Annotated in this window: 13 protein-coding genes; 7 read left to right on the plus strand and 6 right to left on the minus strand. The window is 61.5% G+C overall.

Going from position 1 to position 15,811, the window contains the following annotated elements; all coding sequences use genetic code 11:
- Nucleotides 1–112: 112 nt before the first annotated feature.
- Both dctP and ACN0SC_RS07110 read right to left on the minus strand, forming a co-directional pair.
- On the minus strand, nt 113–1,123 hold the full coding sequence (dctP, locus tag ACN0SC_RS07105; RefSeq protein ID WP_417248972.1) for a TRAP transporter substrate-binding protein DctP: 1,011 nt from the start codon (nt 1,121–1,123) through the stop codon (nt 113–115).
- A gap of 136 nt (nt 1,124–1,259) precedes the next feature.
- Entirely contained in the window at nt 1,260–2,678 is a 1,419-nt protein-coding gene (locus ACN0SC_RS07110) for a PLP-dependent aminotransferase family protein (RefSeq protein ID WP_417248973.1), read from the minus strand.
- Between the two features lie 47 nt (nt 2,679–2,725).
- On the opposite strand from ACN0SC_RS07110, the gene ACN0SC_RS07115 reads away from it, so the two are divergent.
- The gene (locus ACN0SC_RS07115) at nt 2,726–3,706 is read left to right on the plus strand and encodes an SDR family oxidoreductase (protein ID WP_417248974.1); all 981 of its coding nucleotides are present in this window, start codon (nt 2,726–2,728) and stop codon (nt 3,704–3,706) included.
- Nucleotides 3,707–3,709: 3 nt separating this feature from the next.
- Here ACN0SC_RS07115 and ACN0SC_RS07120 read toward each other — a convergent pair whose 3' ends face one another.
- The 3 genes from ACN0SC_RS07120 to ACN0SC_RS07130 are packed head-to-tail and all read right to left on the minus strand — an operon-like array spanning nt 3,710 to nt 6,790.
- Nucleotides 3,710–4,420, minus strand: coding sequence for a GntR family transcriptional regulator (locus ACN0SC_RS07120; RefSeq protein WP_417248975.1), 711 nt, complete (start codon nt 4,418–4,420; stop codon nt 3,710–3,712).
- Nucleotides 4,417–5,589: an acetylornithine deacetylase gene (argE, locus tag ACN0SC_RS07125; protein ID WP_417248976.1), complete on the minus strand. Its 1,173-nt coding sequence runs from the start codon at nt 5,587–5,589 to the stop codon at nt 4,417–4,419. Before argE ends, ACN0SC_RS07120 begins: the two co-directional genes overlap by 4 nt.
- A gap of 16 nt (nt 5,590–5,605) precedes the next feature.
- Nucleotides 5,606–6,790 (minus strand): M24 family metallopeptidase, encoded by a 1,185-nt coding sequence (locus ACN0SC_RS07130; RefSeq protein WP_417248977.1) that lies wholly within the window; start codon nt 6,788–6,790, stop codon nt 5,606–5,608.
- Nucleotides 6,791–7,214: 424 nt separating this feature from the next.
- Between ACN0SC_RS07130 and ACN0SC_RS07135 the strand changes: the two genes are divergently transcribed.
- The 4 genes from ACN0SC_RS07135 to ACN0SC_RS07150 all read left to right on the plus strand — a co-directional run bounded on the left by ACN0SC_RS07135 (nt 7,215) and on the right by ACN0SC_RS07150 (nt 11,505).
- On the plus strand, nt 7,215–8,372 hold the full coding sequence (locus ACN0SC_RS07135) for a cytochrome-c peroxidase (RefSeq protein WP_417248978.1): 1,158 nt from the start codon (nt 7,215–7,217) through the stop codon (nt 8,370–8,372).
- Between the two features lie 189 nt (nt 8,373–8,561).
- A complete protein-coding gene (locus tag ACN0SC_RS07140) occupies nt 8,562–9,743 on the plus strand; it encodes a pyridoxal phosphate-dependent aminotransferase (RefSeq protein WP_417248979.1) in 1,182 nt (393 codons plus the stop codon).
- Nucleotides 9,744–9,780: 37 nt separating this feature from the next.
- The gene (locus ACN0SC_RS07145) at nt 9,781–10,728 is read left to right on the plus strand and encodes a 2-hydroxyacid dehydrogenase (protein ID WP_417248980.1); all 948 of its coding nucleotides are present in this window, start codon (nt 9,781–9,783) and stop codon (nt 10,726–10,728) included.
- Between the two features lie 12 nt (nt 10,729–10,740).
- A complete protein-coding gene (locus tag ACN0SC_RS07150) occupies nt 10,741–11,505 on the plus strand; it encodes an HpcH/HpaI aldolase family protein (RefSeq protein ID WP_417248981.1) in 765 nt (254 codons plus the stop codon).
- A 131-nt stretch (nt 11,506–11,636) separates the two neighbouring features.
- Here the strand turns inward: ACN0SC_RS07150 and ACN0SC_RS07155 are convergent, their stop codons facing one another.
- The gene (locus tag ACN0SC_RS07155) at nt 11,637–12,788 is read right to left on the minus strand and encodes a fumarylacetoacetate hydrolase family protein (RefSeq protein WP_417248982.1); all 1,152 of its coding nucleotides are present in this window, start codon (nt 12,786–12,788) and stop codon (nt 11,637–11,639) included.
- Between the two features lie 329 nt (nt 12,789–13,117).
- Here ACN0SC_RS07155 and ACN0SC_RS07160 point away from each other — a divergent pair, with 329 nt between their 5' ends.
- Nucleotides 13,118–14,902 (plus strand): IlvD/Edd family dehydratase, encoded by a 1,785-nt coding sequence (locus ACN0SC_RS07160; protein WP_417248983.1) that lies wholly within the window; start codon nt 13,118–13,120, stop codon nt 14,900–14,902.
- Nucleotides 14,903–15,019: 117 nt separating this feature from the next.
- Entirely contained in the window at nt 15,020–15,757 is a 738-nt protein-coding gene (locus tag ACN0SC_RS07165) for an SDR family oxidoreductase (protein WP_417248984.1), read from the plus strand.
- Nucleotides 15,758–15,811 lie beyond the last annotated feature (54 nt).

Here is a 15,811-nt window from a genome sequence, read left to right on the forward strand (position 1 = left end):
ATGTGGTGCCCATTACCCAAGGCCGACGCCGTTGATTTTGGAGCGCGAGTGCGCGGGGCGGCGTGAGGGGTGGGGGCGCGATTGGCCCCGTTTCCCGTTTCGCCACCTGCGCTTACATGCCCTGCGCGGCGGCCAGATCTTCCTTGAGCTGGGTGAGGATGGCCTCGGCCTGATCCCCGCCGATCTCAAGGTAGGTGGCTTCCACCGAAGCTGCGGTTTCCTTGAACGGCGCGCGCTGTTCTTCGGTCAACGTGGTGATCGTGATCTCGGGCTTGGCTTCTTTCACCTTGGCCAGTGAGGCTTCGGTCAAACCGTCCTGATAGTCGATGATGTAATCGAAAGCGGTCGCGATGGCGTTTTCGACCAGTTCCTGATCCTCGGCGGACAGACCGTCGAAGAAGTCCTTGTTCGCCATCACAGCGGTGGTGAAGTTGTTGTGACCTGTGCGGGTGATGTGATCCGTCACCTCATACATCTTGGTGGACTCGATGTAGAAGCCCGGGTTTTCCTGACCTTGGATAATGCCGGTCTGAAGCGCGCCGTAGACTTCACCCCATGGCAGCGGCGTAGGCGTCGCGCCAAAGGCCTTGTAGCTTTCGACCAGAAGCGGGTTGGTCATGACGCGGAATTTCACCTCGTCAAGATCGGCAGGCCCCGTGATCGGCTCCTTGGTTGTCATCATGACCTCGCCCTCGGGGAACATGGTCAGAAGCTCAAGCCCCTGCTCGGCGTAGAGCGGCGGGAACATCTCGTTGATGGCTTTCGATTCCTTGAAGAAGGTTGCCAACGTCGCGGTGTCTTGGGGCAGCAGGTAGGGCACGAAGAAAACCTGTGCCTCTGGGATCGATGCGCCCGTAAAGCCCGGCGATTGGTCGACGAATTGCAGGATGCCCGATTGGGTCTGCTCAAGGATGCTGTCCGATTCGCCCAGGGTGCCAAAGGGGAAAAGCTGGACCTCGTGGTCGGAATTGGCTTCGATTTCGGCTTTGAACTTCTGGGCGAATTTACCCTGAACTTCTTCCATTGCTTCTTCGAATGCATAGCGCCATGTGTCGGCGCTGGCCGTCGTGGCCCCAAGCATAAGCGCAAGAGCACTGGCAGCGGTGAGCGTTTTATAGGTCATTTCAAACCCCCTGTGTTGGATTGCCCGTGACGCTCATCCAGTCGTCGCGGGCGTGGTTGCAGGCAGCGGTATTCTGGCCGCGTTAACTCTCTGCACACTTGAAGCGTGGGGTTGTCATGTCAATGACTACATTAAATCATGACAATTTGGATCGTGACAATTCGCTCTTTGGCACGTCGGAGGGGGATGGTGTGGGCAAAAAAGATGCGATGGTGCGCAAGCCTTGGGCCACGTCTGCGCGGCTCGGGCCGCCGAGGCAAATGCGCACGGCGGGCACGGGGTCGCTGACGGAGAATGTTGACCCAGCGGCAACGGCGACATTGTTTTTCAGGGCAAGATCGAGCATTGCCTCTTCGCGCATTCCATCAGGCAGGGGAAGCCAGCGGTGCAACCCGTGCAATGTGCCCAGTGCCGCCGCCCCAAGCTCGCGCATCGCCATCCTGTTGCGCGCGGCGAGTTCGGCGCGCTGTGCGGCGATCACCGTGTCTGCTGTGCCGCTGTCGATCCAGTCGGTTGCGATCTCCGCCATCATCGGTGTGGCCGTCCACGAGACCGTCAGGTGACGGTCGCGGGTGCGTTGCGCATGGGATTTAGGCATCACCAGAAAGCCGAGCCGCAGTCCGGGAGAGAGGCATTTGCTCATCCCTGTGAGGTAGAAGGACCGATCGGGGGCGAAGCTTGTCACGGGCGGCGGGCGGCGCGGGGCCAGCGGGCCGAAGGGGTCGCTTTCGATGATCACGATCCCCGCTTCCTCGGCAGCTTTTGCTAGGGCGGCACGGCGGTCGCGGGGCATGATATAGGCGTGGGGCCCCGATGCGGTTGGCAGGAGATAGACGGCTTTCATCGTGCCTTTGGCGGCCTTCGCGGCCTCGACCAGCGCTTCAGGGATCATCCCTTGGTCGTCCTCTTCGATCCCTTGAAGGCGCAGCATCAGATGGCGCGCAACGGGTTTGAGCGGGTGGCCCGTGGCGCTCTGCGTGGCGATCACATCTCCTGGTGTGGCAGCCGCCGAGAGTGCGACGAACATCGCGGGTGTCACGCCATTGGTCAGCAGGATGCGGTCGGCAGGCACCACCATCCCGCAACGCGCCACCCAGTTCGATGCCATCCCGCCATAGCGTGCGGCGACCTGCGCGGGGCGCAGCGCATACATCGCCTCGGGCGGCAGTTTCTCGGCCACGCGGACCAGCGAATTGCGCCACGCCTGTTCGATCTCAGGCAGGCGCACGGGCGACATATTGGACATGTCGATGGGCGCTTTTCGGTGGCCATCTGTGTCACGATGCCATGGCACATCCGCAGGCCCGCCTTGTCGCGCCTTAACGAATGTGCCGCGCCCGACTTCGCCCGTAATCAGGTCTTCGCGGATCAACTCCTCATAGGCACGGCTGACGGTCTGGACCGAGAGATTGAGTTTCCACGCCAGTTCGCGGTGCGTCGGCAGCTGCGTTCCCGCACTAAGCGCGCCCGATGCAATCGCGGCAGAAATGCCCTGCGCCAGTGAGCGATAGGCGGGGCGTGTGATATCGTCGGGAGTGAGAGGCCAATGGGACATGATGCTGCCAGCCTAGATGTTGGGTCGCGCATGTCTAGGGGTGGCCAATGGGTGCGTGCGAAATCCTGCCCTTCGCCGTGACTGTGGTGGCGGTGGCAGCGATTGCGTCCTACATAGGGCATCTGGCGGGATGTCCCGCACTGGAGGCCCGCCGATCCTTCGCGGCATTCCGCACGGGTTCATCGCCCGAAATGGTGACGGCAGTGCGGGAATTCGGTAGGATCGTGACACGGGTCGCACATCGAAATCGGAGACACTTCATGGAATTGACAGGCAAAACCATTGTCATCACGGGCGCGAGCCGTGGCATCGGCGAGGCGGCGGCACGCCATTTTGCGAGCCACGGCGGCACGGTCGTTCTTGCAGCGCGTTCGGGCGGGCGGATCGAGGAGATCGCGCAGGAGATCAAGGCGGAAGGTGGCGAGGCCATGGCCATCCCTTGCGACGTGGCCGATGCGCAGGCGGTTCAGGCGATGGTGGATGCGGCGGTCTCGCGCACGGGACGGCTCGACATTCTGATCAACAACGCGGGGCTCATCGACCCGATTGCCCGCATCGGCGAGAGCGATATCGAGGCGTGGGGCAAGGTGATCGATGTTAACGTCAAGGGCGTCTACCACGGGCTGCGCTACGCGATCCCCGTTATGGTGAAACAGGGTGCAGGCACGATTATCAACATCTCTTCGGGGGCGGCTACGGGTGCGCTTGAGGGATGGAGCCACTATTGCGCGTCGAAGGCGGCGGTGCTGTCATTGACCAAGGTGGCCGACGCCGAATACCGCGAACACGGTATCCGCGTGTGCGGCCTCTCGCCGGGAACGGTGGCAACCCAGATGCAAAAGGAAATCCGCGCATCGGGCATCAATCCTGTGAGCCAGATCGACTGGTCGCAGCACATTCCGCCCGAATGGGTGGCCAAGGGACTGGCGTGGCTGGCGACCGAAGGGGCGGACGGCTATCTCGGCACGGATTTCTCGCTCAAGACGCCTGAGGGCCGCGCCGCTGTCGGACTGCCGTCTGCGGGTTGACCTTTACGCGAGATGCGGCTGGAGCCGCTGGAAACTCATGGAGATATGTGCACGTTGCAAATCCGCGGCGGCCTGTAGGTCGCCCACGGAGAGGGCGGCGCGCACATCGACCAATTCACGGTGAAAAAGCGCAAACTCCATGTCGAGGTCGAGTTTGGCGGCAATAGCGGCGGCGAGCCAAATACGCTTGGTCTGGTAGTAGAGTTGCGCGTTGATCCTGCGCAGGGGCAGGTTTCCGATAAGCCCGTTGAGATGCTCGAAGGTGTCGATATCCAGACGGGTGAAGGCGCGCGGGTCATGGGCGGATTGCACTTCCCTTGCGCGGGCGATCAGCGTGTCGAGCCTGTCCAGAAAGGCGGGCGTCGGGGGTAGGGGATCGAGCCGCCCTGATAGCGAGATCAACTCCAGCCGAAGGTGGTAGACCTGCGTCAACTCCCCCCGATCCAGATCGGTAACAATGGTGCCGACTCCATGCAACGAGCGTACCAACCCCTCATCCTCCAACCGCGCCAGAACGCGCCTAAGCGGCGTGCGGGAGGTGCCGAATTCCTCGGCCAGTTCGGTCTCTGAAAGCCGCATCGTGGGGGGGTAATCGAGCAGGCAAATGCGTTCGCGGATCACATGATGCATCGCGTCATGACGGTCGCGCGCGGACGGTGTGTCGCCCGTGCTGCCCTTTGCCATTTCGCTGTATGTCGTACGATCCTTGCTCATGCTGTCCCGTTTCCTGCCAGTTTCGGGCACAGGCCTTCTAGCATGGTCAGGCAGTGCTGTAACTGGGAGGTGGCGATGAATTCGTCGGGTTTGTGCGCTTGTTCAATGGAGCCTGGGCCACAGACCACGACATCCATTCCGAGGTTCTGGTAGATGCCCGCTTCCGTGCCGAAAGAGACCAGTTCGGGATCATCGTCCCCCGTCAACTCCATCAGGATGTCGCGCGCTTCGTTCTCGCTGGTGGGCTCGAACCCGTCGACCTCGCCGATTACCTCCGTGACGATCCGCGCGTCTGGGCAGGTCGCGTGCATTTCGGGCAGGAGGTGTTCGTGGACGTAGCGGCGCATTTCCTCGCGCACGAAGGCCCCGTCGCTGTTCTGCACTGGCCGCATTTCCCATTGCACTTCCGCGTGGTCGGCGATCACGTTATGGGCCACGCCCCCGCTAAGACGCCCCGTGTTGATCGTTGTGTAGGGGGGGACGAAGCGGCTGTTCGTGGGCGCGCGGGCCATGAGGGGGCGGCGCAATTCCATCAGGCGCGAGACGTAGCGCACGGCAAACTCAACCGCGTTCACCCCGTTGTCTGGCGTTGAACCATGACCTGCCAGCCCCTCGAACCGTGTTGTGTATTCGCAGCAGCCCTTGTGCCCCTCGATTACCCGCATCATCGTCGGTTCGCCGATAATCGCGACCGCAGGCTTGAGGCCGCGTGAGGAGAGGACATCGGCAAGGTTGGCCGCGCCGACGCATCCCACTTCCTCGTCATGGGTGAAAGCGAAGTGGAGCGGACGGTCGCGCACCGCGTTGGCAAGCAGCGGGGCCATGGCGACCGTGGCCGCGATAAATCCCTTCATGTCACAGGTGCCGCGTCCGTAGAGCAGCCCGTCGCGTTCAACCATCTCGAAGGGATCATTGGTCCATTCCTCGCCCTGCGCGGGCACCACATCAGTGTGCCCTGACAGGACAATACCGCCGTCGGTCTTGGGTCCGATTGTGGCGAAGAGATTTCCCTTCGTGCCGCTTTCGTCGTGGAAAATCTCCACCTCTGCACCGGCATGTTCCAGCCAGCCGCCAAGGTTATCAAGCAGCGCGAGGTTGCTCTCGGAGGAGACGGTGGGGAAGGCGATCAACTCGCGCAGGAGTTCCACGGTGTCGATGAGTTTGGTCATGGTCTCGATCTTTCCCTTAATCCTTCACGAAGAGTTGGCGTGGCACGGAACACAGCAGTTCGGGACCGCCATCCTCGGTGATCACGATGCTCTCGGTGGTCTCCAACCCCCAGCCGTCCATCCAAAGCCCAGGCATGAAGTGGAAACACATGCCCGGCTTCAGGATGGTCTCGTCGGTGGTGCGCAGCGATACCGTGCGTTCGCCCCAGTCGGGCGGGTAGCTCAAGCCGATGGGATAGCCGCAACGCGCCCCGCGATTGTATCCCGCCGCTTCCAGCGTTTCGGCCAGAGCAATCGCCACATCCGCCGCGCGATTGCCCGCGCGTGCCTGTTCCAGAGCCTTGTCCATTCCTTCGAGCAGCACCTCGTTGGCAGTGGCGATCTCCTCGGGTGGGGTGCCGAAAAACACCGTACGGCACAGCGGTGCGTGGTAGCGGCGGAAACAGCCCGACAGTTCGAAGAACGTGCCTTCACCGTGTTTGAGCTCGGTGCCGTTCCACGTCAGATGCGGCGCGGTGGCATCAGGCCCCGAGGGAAGCATAGGCACGATGGCGGGGTAGTCGCCCCAATTGTCGCCCGCGCCACGGATCAGCGCATCGTAGATCTCGGCCACCAGCGCGTTTTTCGCCAAGCCCGGTTCGGCAAGGTCCAGCGCGCGGGTCACAGCGGCGTCCGTTATGGTCGCGGCGCGGCGCATGAATTCCAGTTCCTCATTGGATTTCACCAGCCTTTGCCAGTTCACCAATGCTGTGGCGTCGACCACTTCAGCCTTTGTAAGCTGGCCGCAGAAAACCGCGTGCGCCTTGGCCGAATAATAGTAGTTCTCCATCTCGACGCCGACGCGGCCCGTATCGATCCCGCGCTCGGCCAGTTCTCCCGCGAGGTGTTCCATCGGGTGATACTCGGTCGATTGCACGAAGAAGTCGGGGTAGCCCACGATGTCCTCGGGTTTCATCCAGACCGTGCGCATCGCTCCGTTGGCATCCATCGCACGGCCCCACCACAGCGGCGCGCCCTCGTGGCTGAGGATTACGGCCTGATGGGTGTAGAAAGACCACCCGTCATAGCCCGTGAGCCATGCGATGTTGGAGGGATCGGTGACGATCAGGACATCAAGGCCCTGCTTGTCCATTGCAGCGCGGGTCAGGTCGACGCGCCGATTGTACTCAAGAGCGCTAAAGGGGGCGCGGAAACTGTCCACAGGGCACACTCCTTTCGGCCACTCGCTGGGCCGTTGTATACAAATATGAAGAAACACCACGCCGATGACCGATTTTGCTGCGATAACCGCCCTCCTCGGAGAGTTGTTACGCGGTGTTGTGCACATCATAGGAGAGGTGAAATCTTTCCCCGTCAATCGAAATTTTCACCGCGCGATAAAATTTGCTGTCAGACAGGACGCTTGTTGCCTGAATTTTCAGCGCATAGGGCGGCGGAAATCTCCGTGTGGGGAGGGGGGAGTGGCGTGTGGTGATCGAAAGGCGGCGCAATTGGTCGCAGGCAAACCTGACTATTTTACTTTGCCATTTGTCGGGCCGTGTCCTATAGCCACGGGTGAAACGCGCAGGTCGCTATGTTCATGGCGCAGGCCCCCAAGTGAATGGCCTGAGAAGGAGCGGATTTCTATGGCGAATACAGGTTGGGCATCGCGGACGTTTGGTGTGGCTCTGGGCGCAGTTTGCGTGTCCGTGGGCGTGGTTGGGAGCGCGGGGGCGCAAGACAGTTTCACTCCGCTAGAAACCCTTGGCGAGGCACTTTTTCACGACGTGAACCTGTCGCAAAGCCGCAGCCAGTCTTGCGCCACCTGTCATGATCCCGAAAGCGGCTTTGCCGATCCGCGCGGCATGGCGTCGCCCAGCCATGATTTCGAAGCTATCGGGACGCGCAATGCGCCAACCGCGAGCTACGCCGCGCTCTCTCCCGACTTCCACCGCAATGCGGACGGTCAATGGGTTGGGGGGCAATTTCTCGACGGGCGCGCAATCACGCTTGAGGAGCAGGCAGGCGGCCCGCCAGTCAATCCCGTTGAAATGGCGATGGCGGATGAGGCGACGGTTGTTGCACGCCTTGAAGAGAACCCCGCCTATGTCACCGCCTTCCACGAACTCTTCGGCGCGGATGTTTTCGATGCGGCGGATAGGGCCTATGAGGCGATGACACAGGCGCTCGCCGCCTACGAGCGCACTGAGGTTTTCGCGCCCTTCGACAGCAAATACGACCGCTATCTGGCGGGGGAGGCGGAGTTGTCGCGCGAGGAGCAGTTGGGCGAGGCGCTGTTTTTCTCGCCGCAGTTCACCAACTGTCACCTGTGTCACCAGATCAACACCCGCCCTGGTGCGCCGCGTGAGACCTTCACCAACTACGAGTATTTCAACATCGGCGTGCCCGTGAATCCCGATTTGCGCGCGATGAACGGCACGGAGGGCGCGCCCGCTGATGCGGGGCTGGCCGAGAACCCTCTGGCGCAGGGCGACGAAAACCAGGGCAGGTTCAAGGTGCCGACCCTGCGCAATGTCGCGGTGACGGGGCCTTATATGCACAACGGTGTTTTCGAGGACTTGCGCACTGTGGTGCTGTTCTACAACCGCTACAACACCAATGCCGACGCCGCGCAGATCAATCCCGAGACGGGTGAGCCATGGGGCGCGATCCCGTATGAGCACACCCTCGCCAATGAGGAGTTGACCGAGGGGGACGCGCTGAGCGACCGCGAGATCGATGCGCTTGTGGCCTTTATGAAAACACTGACCGACGCGCGCTACGAGTATCTTCTCGACGAATAATGTGGGGCCCAAAGGCCCTGTCTGCATGGGCCACTCCCGCAGCGGCGCAAAACCCCTGTTCGTGCGGAGGTGGGCATTCCCTGCTTCCCTCCGTGCTGCCTCTGGTATACCAGATAATGCGAGAATTCGGCCCGCCGCCTGTGAGACGGAGCGGGCGTGACGCTGATATTGGCGTGCGGGAGAGGCAAGATGGCAGACACGACAACCACCCTGAAATTCGCGCAAAGCCTGTCACGGTTGGGCACCGAAAGCGCCTTTGTCGTGTTGGCGCGCGCGGGGCAACTGGCCGCCGAAGGTCGCGATATTATCAACCTCGGTATCGGCCAGCCAGACTTCTCCACGCCCGACCATATTGTCGAGGCGGGGATCAAGGCGCTGCGTGACGGGCATCACGGTTACACACCCGCCAATGGCATCCCCGCGCTGCGCGAGGCCGTTGCCGCCGATCTCAACCGTCGCCATGGTGTCGAGGTGAACCCCGATCACGTGGTTGTCGTGCCCGGCGGCAAGCCGACGATGTTCTTCGCGGTGATGATGTTCGGCGAGGCGGGAGCGGAGATCATGTATCCCAATCCTGGTTTTCCAATCTACGAGAGCGTTATCAAGTATTCGGGGGCAACGGCGGTGCCCTATGCGCTTGAGGAGAAAAACGGTTTTGCCTTTTCCGCCGAGGATGTTCTGTCGAAGATCACCGAGCGCACGCGGCTTATCATCATCAACTCGCCCGCCAACCCTACAGGCGGCGTGACGCCGAAGGAGGAAATCGACAAGCTGGTTAAGGGGTTGCTCGATCATCCTCATGTGGCGCTGATGTCCGACGAGATTTATAGCCAGATGCTCTACGGCGGGCGCGAGCATGTCTCGCTCTTGCAATATCCCGAAATCCGCGACCGCCTGATCATGCTCGACGGTTGGTCGAAAACCTACGCGATGACGGGTTGGCGGTTGGGCTACGCGGTCTGGCCCGAGGCGGCGGTGGACCATGTGACACGCCTTTGCATCAACGATCATTCCTGTGTGAATGCGGCGACGCAATATGCGGGGCTGGCCGCGCTTACGGGGCCACAGGATGCGGTGCGCGATATGGTGGCGCAGTTCGACAAGCGGCGCGAGGCCATCGTAGGTCTGCTCAACGACCTGCCGGGCGTGCGCTGCGCCGATGCGGGTGGGGCTTTTTATGCCTTCCCCAATATCGAAGGCACGGGGCTGACGTCGATGGAGGCGCAGAACCGTTTCCTTGACGAGGCAGGCGTGGCCACGGTGGCAGGCACGTCCTTTGGCGCGTGGGGCGAGGGCTATCTGCGCTTCTCCTACGCCAATTCGCTGGAAAATATCGAAGAGGCCATTTCACGCATCGCAAAGCTTTTGTGAACAAGCGCAGGGCAAACAGATAGAGGGAGGAGAGATCATGGGTGAGGCAAAGATCGTCGTGATGGGAGCAAATGTGACCGATGCAGAATGCGCGGGTCTCGCGCAGATTGCGGACTGTCACTATCTGAAATCGCTTTCGGAACTGGAGGAGATGTCACAACAGGCGCTTGCGGCGGTGACCGTTCTGGCCGTCAAAGGGCACAATCCTCTTACGGGCGACACGATGGATCACTTTCCCAATCTCGGCCTGATAGCGAATTTCGGTGTCGGCTACGATTCCATCGACGTTGATGCGGCAAGTGCCCGCGGGATCAAGGTGACAAACACCCCTGACGTGCTCAACGATGACGTGGCCGATACGGCTGTGGGCATGATGCTGGCGCAGGCGCGGGAACTGGTCAAAGGCGACCATTGGGTGCGCAGCGGAAAATGGGCGAAAGAGGGGTCCATGCCGCTCAATCGCAAGATGACGGGCGGCACGGTGGGCATCGTTGGTCTGGGCCGGATCGGGCGCGAGATCGCCAACCGTCTGGCCGCGTTCAAGATGGAAATCCACTATCACTCGCGCTCCGATAAAGAGACACCAGGCTGGACCTACCACGCCGATGTGGTCGATCTGGCGCGGGCAGTGGACTGGCTGGTGGTGGCGCTCGTGGGCGGGGCGGAAACGGAGAAATATGTCTCTGCGGAGGCCATTGCCGCGCTAGGCGAAAACGGTGTGGTGATCAATATCTCGCGCGGCACCACCGTGGACGAAGGCGCGCTTCTCGATGCGCTGGAGGCGGGAAAGATCGCGGGGGCGGGGCTCGACGTTTTCGTAGGTGAGCCCGATGTCGACCCGCGTTTCTTCGCGCTCGACAACGTTTGCCTTCAGCCGCACCAAGGGTCGGCCACCCACGCCACACGCCGCGCCATGGCGGATTTGCAGCGGGCCAATGTCGCGGCCTTCCTCAAGGGTGACGCGCTTCTGACCCCCGTGAACTAAGGAAACCGAACGATGGAAATTCCGAAAAATACTTTCAAATCCGCGCTTTTGGCGGGGGAGCAGCAAGTCGGCCTGTGGAACATCATCCGCGACCCTTATGTGGTGCAGATGTTGGCAGGGCTAGGGTATGACTGGCTCTTGATCGACTGCGAACACGCTCCGCGCGACCTCGACAATGTGCTGACGTGCCTTCAGGCGATGCAAGGAATGCCGACCTCACCCGTGGTGCGCGTGACTGAAAACGACACCGCCGAGATCAAACGCGTTCTGGATGTGGGCGCGCAGAGCATTCTTGTTCCCTACGTTCAGAGCGTCGAAGAGGCCGAGAAGGCCGCCGCCGCCGTGGCCTATCCGCCCAAAGGTGTGCGTGGCATGAGCGGCATGACGCGGGCCAATGCTTTCGGTGCAGTGGACGGCTATTTCCAGAAGGCACGCGACGAGATCTGCCTGATGGTGCAAGTAGAGACCAAACAGGCGCTTGATGATCTGGAGGCGATTGCCGCCGTGGACGGGATCGACGGCGTGTTCATCGGGCCTGCGGATTTGGGCGCGTCGATGGGGCATGTGGGGGATATGATGCATCCTGACGTGGTGGCCGCGGTCGAGGACGGGCTGTCGCGCACCCGTGCGGCGGGTCTGCCTGCGGGGTTCATCGCCACCAATGACGAGATGCTCGAAAAGGCCGTTGCCGCTGGCAGCCTCTTCACCGCCGTAGATGTGGACAGTATCGTGTTGCAACGCGGCGCCCGTGCCCGCCTTGACCGGTGGAAGCGCTAACGCGCCGCAGTCGCCTTTTCGTGGTGCGGCTACGCGCTGGCGACTATCCGGCCACGGCTGTCATCGTATCGATTATCTGACCGATGATGCAGATGTTCATATCCGGTCCTCCCTGATCTTGTCGCAGTGCTCTAAATCAGACCGCGCGCGGCAAGGTTGCGCATGAGTGCGCTGGTGCCGAAGGTCCACGGCGGGCATTCGGTTGACAGGCGCACGGTGTTGGTGAGCGTGCCGAGTTTCGGCTCGGAGATCGTCACCACATCCCCGATCTTGTGGGTGAAGCCTTGCCCCTTGGTGTCGCGGTCCTGAATGGGGGCAAAAAGCGTGCCGAGGAAGAGGAAGAACCCGTCGGGATATTGGTGGTGCGGCCCGCAGGTTTGGGCCGCGAGGTCGGCGGGTTTGCGCGAGATTTTGGTCATCGAACTGTGACCGTCGAGCACGAAACCGTCCTCGCCTGTGACCTTCAGGGTCAGTTCCGCGCGTTCCACGTCCGCCATGCCATAGGTGTCGTCAAAGAGCCGCAGGAACGGGCCGATGGCGCAAGAGGCGTTGTTGTCCTTTGCCTTGCCCAGAAGCAACGCCGAGCGCCCCTCGACATCGCGCAGGTTCACGTCATTGCCGAGCGTCGCGCCCTTGATCTGTCTGCGGGAGTTGACCGCTATGACGATCTCGGGTTCGGGGTTGTTCCATTTCGACACGGGATGCAGCCCGACCGCCGCGCCACAACCCACGGACGAGAGAGGTTGCCCTTTGGTAAAAACCTCCGCGTCGGGGCCGATGCCCACTTCGAGATATTGGCTCCAAAGCCCCTCCGCTTGCAGCACGGATTTGACCTGCATTGCCTGCTCGGAACCTGGTTCGATGCCATTGAGACTGTCCCCGATCCGAGCAGCAACACGGGCGCGGATTTCCTCGGCGCGCTCGGCATCGCCCGCCGCCTGTTCCTCGATCACACGCTCGACCATGGATTCCGCGAAAGTCACGCCGCAGGCCTTCACCGCCTGAAGGTCGCAGGGCGCAAGCAGGCGCATGTCCTCATCACCCGCGTCGGGTGTGGAGGCGGCGTTGAACTCGTCGAGCGTGCCGATCGCCTTGCCCTTGGCACCGCGCACCCATTCTACCGCGTCATCGCGTTCCAACAGGTCGCGCATGGTGGGCACCTCGGCACAGGTAATGTCGACCACCGTGTCGCCGCGCAGGGTGACAAGGCTTGGTCCAGCGGCTTTGCGCCAGATGCGTCCCACGAAGGTGCCGTTCGGATCGGGATTGGTCAGTGAGGTCATTGGGCGGGGTTTCCTGTCGGTGCGTGTGCGTATTTTTCAAAATGGTATACCATTTTATCGGTGCGGGGAAAGCCAGTAATCTCAATGCTCCACGACCTGCAAATTTACATGCGTCCATGGCAGGAAATCATATGCGGATGGCGCGTGCAGATGTGGGTGCAAAGGGACAGGCGCGAGGGCAAAGGGGATGTGAGGCGATTTGGTATACCAAATTTCACTTGCGCTCGGTATACCTCATGCGATCATCGTCACGCAGGGCGGGGCCGCGAGAATCGGTCCCATGCCATGCCAGCGATATTTGAAAACCCTATGCCTCTGGGGAGGAGCGCATGTCTCACGATACCCGTGCCAATAAACGGTTCCGCAGTCAGGAATGGTTCGACAATCCCAACAATCCGGGAATGACCGCGCTCTATATCGAGCGGTATCAGAACCAAGAATACACGCGTGAGGAGTTGCAGGGCGGCAAGCCTGTTATCGGCATCGCCAACACGGGCTCGGACATTTCGCCCTGTAACAAGATCCACGTGTTTCTCATGGACAGGATCAAAGCGGGTATCCGCGCGGGCGGGGGTATACCGATGGAATTTCCCGTCCATCCCATTCAGGAGACGGGGAAACGGCCTACGGCTGCTCTGGATCGTAACCTTGCCTATCTCTCGCTGGTCGAGGTTCTGCACGGCTACCCCATCGACGGGGTGGTGCTGACGACGGGCTGTGACAAGACCACGCCAGCACAGCTCATGGGGGCGGCGACGGTGGATATCCCCGCGATTGCGCTCAACGGCGGGCCGATGCTCGACGGGTGGTGGAAAGGTGAACGCGCGGGCTCTGGCACGATCATCTGGGAGAGTCGCCGCCTTCTGGCCGAGGGGGCGATCGACTACGACGAATTCATGGAGCGCGTCTGCTCGTCTGCGCCCTCACTGGGGCATTGCAACACCATGGGCACTGCCTCGACGATGAACGCGATGGCCGAGGCTCTGGGCATGTCTCTGACGGGGAATTCAGCGATCCCCGCGCCTTTCCGCGAGCGTATGGCGATGGCCTATGAGACGGGCAAGCGGATCGTCGAGATGGTCTATGAAGATCTCAAGCCCTCCGACATTCTGACTCGAGAAGCCTTTAAAAACGCAATAAAAGTCAATGCCGCCATCGGTGGATCGACCAACGCGCCGCCGCATCTTCAGGCGATTGCACGTCATGCGGGCGTGCCGCTTGATGTTAAGGATTGGGAGACCGTGGGCTTCGAAATTCCGCTCATGGTGAACATGCAGCCAGCGGGCGTTTATCTCGGCGAGAGCTTCTTCCGTGCGGGCGGCGTGCCTGCGGTGATGGGGGAGTTGATGAAGGCGGGGCATATCCATCAGGGTGCGATGACCGCGACGGGGAAAACCATGGGTGAGAACCTCGCTACATGGGGCACTCTGGACGCTGATGTCATCACCACTTTCGACAAGCCGCTGCGTCCCAATGCGGGGTTCAAGGTGCTCTCTGGCAACCTCTTCGACAGCGCGCTGATGAAGACCTCGGTGATCTCGAAAGACTTCCAAGAACGCTTCCTCAACGAGCCGGGTAACGAGAATGTCTTCGAAGCTCGGGCGGTGGTTTTTGAAGGCCCCGAACACTACCACGCGGAGATCAACAACCCTGATCTGGAGATCGACGAGCACACGATCCTCTTCATTCGCGGGGTCGGGTGTGTTGGCTATCCAGGCTCCGCAGAAGTGGTGAACATGCAGCCGTCAGATGCGCTAATCCGTCAGGGAATCAATCACTTACCCACCGTGGGTGACGGGCGTCAGTCGGGCACATCCGAGAGCCCCTCGATCCTCAATGCCTCGCCCGAGAGCGTTGTGGGCGGCGGTCTGGCCTATCTCGAAACGGGCGACATGGTGCGGCTTGATCTCAACACCTCGACGATGAACGCGCTGGTCCCAGAAGAGGAGTGGCAGGCCCGCATCGACGCATGGGAGCCGCCTGTGATTGAGCATCAAACCCCGTGGCAGGAAATCTACCGCAAGCACGTCGGGCAACTGGCCGATGGCGGGTGTCTTGAACTGGCCACGAGCTACCACAAGATCCGCGAGAACCTGCCGCGCGACAACCACTGACCACGACTCTGCGGGGATGCAAAAGGCCCGTCGGATATGTGTCGGACATCTGTCGGGCACTTGTCGGGCACGCGCACCCCGTAGATATGCAGCGAGATAACGTAAGAGGAGACCCTCATGAGCAAGACGATCATCATCACGGGCGGCGCGCGCGGGATTGGCAAGGCGACGGCGGAGCAATTTCTGGCCGAGGGCTGGCGCGTGGGTATCGTGGGGCGCACAGAGGCCAACGTGGCGGAGATGGCCGACAGCCACGAGAACGCGCTGGCGCTGCCTGCCGATGTGACTGATCACAGGCAGATCGACGCGGCCTTCGCTCGCGCCTTTGATACTTGGGGGCGGATTGACGCGCTCTTCAACAACGCAGGCGTGTCGCTCAAGGGCGCGACACCCGACGAGATCGACGTAGACGACTGGCGCCAGCTTTTCGATATCAACGTCACGGGGTCGTTCATCTGCGCACGGGCGGCCTTTGCGACCATGCGTAAGCAAGACCCGCAGGGCGGGCGGATCATCAACAACGGGTCGGTCTCGGCCTATGTTCCGCGCTGGGGATCGGCGGCCTATACGGCATCGAAACACGCGATCACGGGTCTGACGCGCTCGCTCTCGCTGGACGGGCGGCCTTTCAACATCGCCTGTGGTCAGATCGACATCGGCAATGCGCTCACCGATATGGTGCAAGCGATGACGCAGGGCGTGCCGCAGGCGGACGGGCATATCGAGGTGGAGCCTGTGATGGATGTGAAACACGTCGCCGACAGCGTGCTGCACATGGCATCACTTCCCTTGGGGGCGAATGTGCAGTTCATGACGGTGATGGCCAGCGCCATGCCCTATATCGGGCGCGGGTAGGCGACGACCCTCTCCGCCGCGAACCCTTTGTGTCATGGATGGGGTGTCATCGCT

The organism is Celeribacter sp. (assembly GCF_048261515.1).
GTDB lineage: Bacteria > Pseudomonadota > Alphaproteobacteria > Rhodobacterales > Rhodobacteraceae > Celeribacter.